The organism is Endozoicomonas sp. SESOKO4 (genome assembly GCF_024606275.1).
In genome coordinates, this window is sequence record NZ_JAHHPS010000382.1 from 1 (window position 1) to 6665 (window position 6665).

The window sequence follows — 6665 nt, forward strand, 5'->3', positions numbered from 1 at the left end:
CGACGCTTCTGCAATGCAAAATCTGCTGAGCATCTGCTGAAAGGCTAAACCTCAGATACATCACTCTGAAAAATATGCTGCCCCCCGTCAAGTCTCTCTAAGTCACATAGTATGAACCTCAGAAGACCTCAAATTTTTTAATTCTTGAGATAAAACTACATAATTATTCTTGATGTAACAGTTTCACACTCCGAGCCCTACCATGCAGCAGCCGAAATTTTGCCGCTCCAGCCTTGCAACAGACCGTGACAGGCCGACCTCTCCCCAACAATCTTCATTGCGACGATCGCTTTTTCCGAGAATCCAGCTCAGAAAACGGAGAGCCCGCCTATCTATTGCCATGCCATCAATCAGAAATTGTTACACGCTTGATTTGTTCAAGCTGTTTCAATCCTTCGGAAACAGCACAAGCTCTATCAACCGAAGGCGACCAATGCTGCCTTCTAACTGAGAATCAGGAGAGGGAAGTAAACTGAAGCCTTCTGGGTCACGCTTATTTAGCCTGAAGTTACCAAACCCGGATTTAGGCAAGCGAGCTCCTCTTGCTTCTAATTTAAGACCCTTGATCAAATCTCCATCAGGCAAAGACAACTCACCTGAAAGGACGGCATTATAGGCGAGACCGTCCCCGTAAAAATGGTCATAGGTCAAACTGAGATGGAGAGTCGAACTCTTTATCAGGTATGCTCTATCCAGCTGGCGTTGCGGATACACGTCTTTATACGCCACTTTATCTTCTTTAGCCACAAGGTCAAGTGAGGCACTAATGTATTTAGTCACATCCTCATTATGCAGCATCCAGTCTCTGACAGGATGCCCATACGGAGTGTTGAGAAGCGCATCATGGCGATAGCGATCAATTGATGATATGGTCACCTGATAATCCACCCCCAGCTCATTCTCATTTACCCCACTGATAACCTTTCCGACTTTGACCCACTCGCTTGTCTTGACCGGCACATATAAAACTTCTCCCGTTGCGAGCTGCTCCAGTTTGACCACCCCCCAAAAGGTTGCCCCTTCCAGTTCATCAATGCCGTAGCCCGCCCCGGGGTTCTGCAATAACTCCTTATCAATGCAAAAGGATTTGAGGGAAGAATCATCGTCATCACTATCGCTACGCAGCAGAAGGCTGGCCAAATTGTAGGATGCTTCCAGGCTTTCAGTGCTAGACATCTCATAAAATCGTTCAGGATAGGGATCCCCATAAGCCTCCTGACAGTATTCAACGCCACAAACGCCTTTAGAATCCCCACAAGAAAACTCGTATCTGGAATCTGCCGAGGCCGGAGGATCGAAAAACTGAGAGGCCTCTTCCGAAGCAATCTCGTCTGAATCAATCTCGTCTGAATCAAGCTCGTCTGAATCAAGCTCGTCTGAACCAATCTCGTCTGAACCAATCTCGTCTGAACCAATCTCGTCTGAACCATACACGCCCGTAGCGACCCCCTCCTGAGCAACCCCGACCGGAGAGGCCCTGAGAGCAGGAACAGATAAGGATAAGGCCAAGCTTACACAGGAGACTATTAACAGGTTCATGACTACATTCCCCAACGACTGATTACGAACTCTTGAGGTCTACCGCTGCTGAGTGAGATTAGTCGATCTCCACCTGAATGCCAAATTAGCCACACGATAAATTCAAAGACAGGAAATGTGAAACCATAATTTTTTCACAAAAAGCACCGATTTCACCTGGTGTATACTCGCCAGAATGACTGCAGGAAAAGTCCGGCAGCACTTGCCACTGCTCTTCGTAGTTTTGTCCGTGAATTTTTTTTATTCCCCGAGGGTAACGAAAAATTGTTTCAGTCGCCTCTGGCTGATTTATGCAGTTCTTCAGATCCTCTTTACTGCGGAGTAAATCGATAGAGCTGGCCATGTTAACAATTTTTGACTGTCATCAGCGACGACCAGGCTTCAGACATTAGCGTACTTCTCAGCATGACCCAGCCAGCGAAGGATCAATGGCTCTGCGTTTTGTGGTACCTCTTTCAAGACACTCTGGGCCGCATCCCTGACCTGATCCAGCAAAATGGCATCCCGTTCAAGATCGGCTACCTTGAACTGGGCAAGCCCGGTCTGCCGGGTGCCCAGCACTTCTCCCGGTCCGCGTAATTGCAAATCTTTTTCAGCAATGACAAAACCATCGCTGGAGTCGCGCATCACTTGCAAACGCTCCCTGCTCTGCTGCGAAAGCGGGGCGTGATACATCAGAAGACAGTGGCTCGCTATGCTGCCGCGACCGACACGACCTCTTAACTGATGTAATTGAGCCAGACCCAATCGCTCCGGATTTTCAATAATCATAAGGCTGGCATTAGGTACATCCACGCCTACTTCGATGACCGTAGTGGCCACCAACAGATGCATGTGTCCGGACTTGAAAGCATCCATAACCTCAAGCTTTTCAGTCGCTTTCATTCGACCATGAACCAATCCTATGGAAAGCTCGGGCAATGCTTCTCGCAGCTGTTCAGCCGTCACCTCAGCTGCCTGGCACTGCAAAGCCTCTGACTCTTCAATCAGGGTACAGACCCAATATGCCTGACGGCCCTCCAAACAGGCTGAGCGCAGACGTTTTATTACGTGATCACGACGATCGTCGCTTATCACGACGGTATTTACCGGTGTTCTGCCCGGGGGTAATTCGTCGATAACGGAACAATCCAGATCGGCGTAGGCACTCATAGCCAGCGTTCGGGGAATAGGCGTTGCTGTCATAATCAGTTGATGAGGTTGCCCACCATTGAGCTCACCTTTTTTTCGCAACGCCATTCGCTGATGTACACCAAATCGATGCTGCTCATCGATAATGGCCAGACCCAGCTGCCTGAACTGTACGTCTTCCTGAAAAAGGGCATGAGTACCCACCACCACAGCGGCATCGCCCCGGGCAATCTCTTCCAGAATCTGCTGACGCTTTTTCCCTTTGGTTTTTCCTGACAAATAGGCAATAGAAATCCCCAGAGGTTTCAGCCATCCCTTAAAGTTCTTCTCGTGCTGCTCAGCCAGTATTTCCGTTGGTGCCATAACGGCGGCCTGATAACCATTCTCGACGGCCTGAAGTGCAGCCAGAGCAGCCACCACCGTTTTGCCCGAACCCACATCGCCCTGAACCAGTCTCAACATGGGATCAGGATTCATCATATCCTGACTGATTTCCGCCAATACTTTTTCCTGAGCGCCCGTCAGGGAAAAGGGCAGCTGCTCACGAAAGTCCCGGGTTAGCGTCTGCCTGGGTGACATTGCGTAGCTTTTTACTGTGCGAATCAGGCTACGCAGCTTCTGCATACTCAGGTTGTGAGCCAAAAGTTCTTCAAAAGCCAGTCGCATTTGTGCCGGATGGCGACCTTCAGAAAGGAGTTCAACAGAAACATCAGGGGGAGGCGAGTGCAGGAACTCCACAGCATCCACCAGCGACCCTAACTGATATTGCGATCTGACATTGTCAGGCAGCCACTCCTGAAGTACATCAGGATGGTTCAGTTTGCCCAAAGCCTGCTCACAAAGACTTCGAATTCTCTGCTGAGTGAGTCCTTCAGTAGCCGGATAGACAGGCGTCAGGGTTTCCTCAACATCCAGATTATTATCCGGTTTGATGACCCGATATTCAGGGTGATAAATCTCAAGGCCGCTGGCTCCCCTGCGGGGCTGCCCAAAACAACGAACCTCTGCTCCCGGTTTGAGGTGATTCTTCTGTGCGCTGGAAAAATGGTAAAACCTCAACCCGACAGAACCTGTGCCATCACTGATGCGGCAAAGCAGACTCTGGCGCTTGCCCATCAGGACGTCAGTAGCAACCACAGAGCCCTGAATAACATAATCCCCTTCCGGATGAATAGCGGCAATGGGCGTAATGCGGGTGCGATCCTGATATCTGAGGGGCAAATGAAAAAGCAGGTCCTGCAGATTATGAATATGGATTTTTGCCAGTTTGTCGGCAAGCGCAGCCCCAACTCCTTTCAGTGCTGTCACAGGAATCTCATGCAGGGGCTTCACCATATCACCTCAATGTACTACTGCTGTTACTTTTTATTCATTTGGCTTCCGTTACAGAGCATAGCCTGAGAGCACTGGACAATGCATCTATTGCCTTGGGTCTCGGGAAACTGGCACGCCAGGCCAAGGCAACGGTTCGACTGGGTGATGGCGAGCGAAAAGGCTTTGATGACAATACATCGGGAGCGTAGTGACTGCCAACCAGGGCCGATTCAGGCAGCACACTGATGCCCATTCCCGATGCCACCATATGGCGGATAGTTTCCAGAGAAGAGGCTTCGATGCCACCTCCTTCTTCGCCACCGGCATCGCCTTTCTGAGCCAGAAGCGGACAGGCCTCCATGACCTGATCCCTGAAGCAGTGGCCTTCCCCCAAAAGCAGTAACTCTTCGTTCACCAGTTCTGCAGGGTCTATATCTTGCTTCGACAGCCAGGGATGCCCGGCTGGCAATAAAATCCTGAAAGGGTCGTCGTAAAGAGGCAAGGTTAATACATCAGGCTCAGTAAAGGGCAGTGCGATGATGATGGCGTCCAACTCGCCCACTCTTAGTTTTTTTTCTCAAAACCGCTGTAAAGTTTTCTTCGATGTACAGGGGCATCTTAGGTGCCACCAACGCCAACTGGGGAACAAGATGTGGAAACAGATAAGGCCCGATGGTGTATATGGCACCCACTCTCAGAGGCGTGGTTAACTGATCGCGCCCGGCTTTGGCAATCTGTTTGATGCCTGACACTTCTTCCAGAACTTTCTGGGCCTGACTGGTGACCTTTTCACCCATAGGGGTCACCCGAACCGAATTCCGCGATCGTTCGAACAGGGCTACTCCAAGCTCATCTTCCAGTTTTTTCACTCCCACACTGAGCGTGGGCTGACTGACATGGCACTTGGCAGCAGCACGCCCAAAGTGCTGCTCCTGAGCAAGAGTCACAATATAGCGCAATTCTGTGAGAGTCATAACGGTAGAAGCCTGTCTGGAAACGACCAGAACACTGTAAATTTAAACAGTTTTTTTTTCAAACTATTCCTTCGGCTTCTGTCAAAAGTAGAAGATGCATCATCGGAGGCACAGAGAAATGCTGAATTTGAGTAAGGTTACTTGCATTTCCCTGAGGATAAAGGACACTCACGGTTGTCCTTTTTTTATAAAAATGACGGGGCTGCTATGAAGAAGAATGTATTGATCGCCGGTTGCGGTGATGTCGGTTGCGAATTAGCACGACAGCTTCTGGACACAGACAATTACTCTGTCTGGGGATTACGCCGGAGCATTGACCGTTTGCCCCAGGGCGTTCATCCTGTTCAGGGCGACCTGTCAAATCCAGAACAGCTGGGCAACTGGCCCAACAAAATTGACTATGTCGTTTATGCGGCTGCCTCCGATGGATCCGGTCAGGACAATTATCAAAAAGCCTATCTAAGAGGTCTTTCCAACGTCCTTTCTCGCCTTCAGGCACAGGGCCACCGGCCCGAGCGGGTGCTTTTCACTTCCAGTACCGGCAGTTATCACCAGGATGATGGTCAGTGGGTGGATGAAACTTCACCCACACATCCGGTTCGGTATTCAGGGAAGATTATGCTGGAGGCAGAAGCGATTTTAATCAACAGCCCTTTTCCTGCGACTGCGGTTCGTTTTGGCGGCATTTATGGTCCCGGAAGAAATCGAATGATCAATCGAGTCAAAGCCGGTGAAGGCTGTGAAGCTGAGCCGGTCATCTATGGCAACCGCATACACCGGGATGACTGTGCCGGTATCCTTGCTCATCTGATTCGCCGCGATGAGCAAAAGCTTCCCGTTGACTCTCTATACCTGGGTGTCGACCACGAACCCGCTCCAATGTACGAAGTGTTGCACTGGCTGGCAGCTCAACTCGGTATAGTGCTGGACGACAGCCACCCTGCACCTCAGAGAGGCAGCAAACGTTGCAGCAATCAAAAAATCATCGATGCAGGTTACACTTTCAGGTACCCAAACTACAGGGCTGGCTACTCAGAGTTGTTAAGCTCAACGTCCTATGAGTAATGACAACAGCCCTACCTGTTTGCTATTCATTTCCATTCACACGGCAAAGCTGCGCAATGCCGGGATGGATGGAGAATTCCACAATGTTCGTTAAAAAAACTACCTCAGCTCCAGAATCGCATCAATCTCAACCGGCACGCCTTTGGGCAGTTCTTTCACACCAATGGCAGCACGTGCAGGATAGGGCTGAGTGAAATACTCAGCCATTACTTCATTGACCGCATTAAAATTGCTAAGATCGGTCAGGAAAATGCCTACTTTTGCAGCATCCTGAAGTTCTCCACCTGCAGCTTCTGCAATGGCTTTCAGATTTTCAAAGCAGCGGCGTGTCTGCGCTTTGAAGCCTCCCTGCTCCAGCTCCATGGTTTCCGGGATCAGGGGAATCTGGCCGGAAACATAAACGGTCGTTCCGGCCTTAACCGCCTGAGAGTAGGTACCAATCGCCTGAGGCGCATTCTCTGTGTTTATGGTCTGTCTATTACTCATTGTGCGCTCACTTCCCAACAGAAAAGAGCCAAATAGTAAGGGACAACACGTATTTTTCAAGTCCCTTTGGAGTTATGCCGATACTGCCTAGCAGCCTGTCAGACTTAAGCGTCCGTAGCGAGGATTGCAAGAAATTGAGGATAAAAATTTCTGCTT

4 protein-coding genes and 1 pseudogene are annotated in these 6665 nt (G+C 49.9%); 2 read left to right on the forward strand and 3 right to left on the reverse strand.

What is annotated here, in order from left to right:
* Nucleotides 1–1361 precede the first annotated feature (1361 nt).
* Entirely contained in the window at nt 1362–1442 is an 81-nt protein-coding gene (locus KDK16_RS13550; protein ID WP_373690946.1) for a hypothetical protein, read from the forward strand.
* Between the two features lie 478 nt (nt 1443–1920).
* On the opposite strand, the gene recG is transcribed toward KDK16_RS13550, so the two are convergent.
* Nucleotides 1921–4005: an ATP-dependent DNA helicase RecG gene (recG, locus tag KDK16_RS07580; protein WP_257253649.1), complete on the reverse strand. Its 2085-nt coding sequence runs from the start codon at nt 4003–4005 to the stop codon at nt 1921–1923.
* A gap of 34 nt (nt 4006–4039) precedes the next feature.
* Nucleotides 4040–4958 (reverse strand): annotated as a pseudogene (locus KDK16_RS07585) (LysR substrate-binding domain-containing protein).
* A 207-nt stretch (nt 4959–5165) separates the two neighbouring features.
* On the opposite strand from KDK16_RS07585, the gene KDK16_RS07590 reads away from it, so the two are divergent.
* A complete protein-coding gene (locus tag KDK16_RS07590; protein WP_257275406.1) occupies nt 5166–6023 on the forward strand; it encodes an SDR family oxidoreductase in 858 nt (285 codons plus the stop codon).
* A gap of 99 nt (nt 6024–6122) precedes the next feature.
* Here KDK16_RS07590 and KDK16_RS07595 read toward each other — a convergent pair whose 3' ends face one another.
* The gene (locus tag KDK16_RS07595) at nt 6123–6509 is read right to left on the reverse strand and encodes a RidA family protein (RefSeq protein WP_257253644.1); all 387 of its coding nucleotides are present in this window, start codon (nt 6507–6509) and stop codon (nt 6123–6125) included.
* Between the last annotated feature and the right edge of the window lie 156 nt (nt 6510–6665).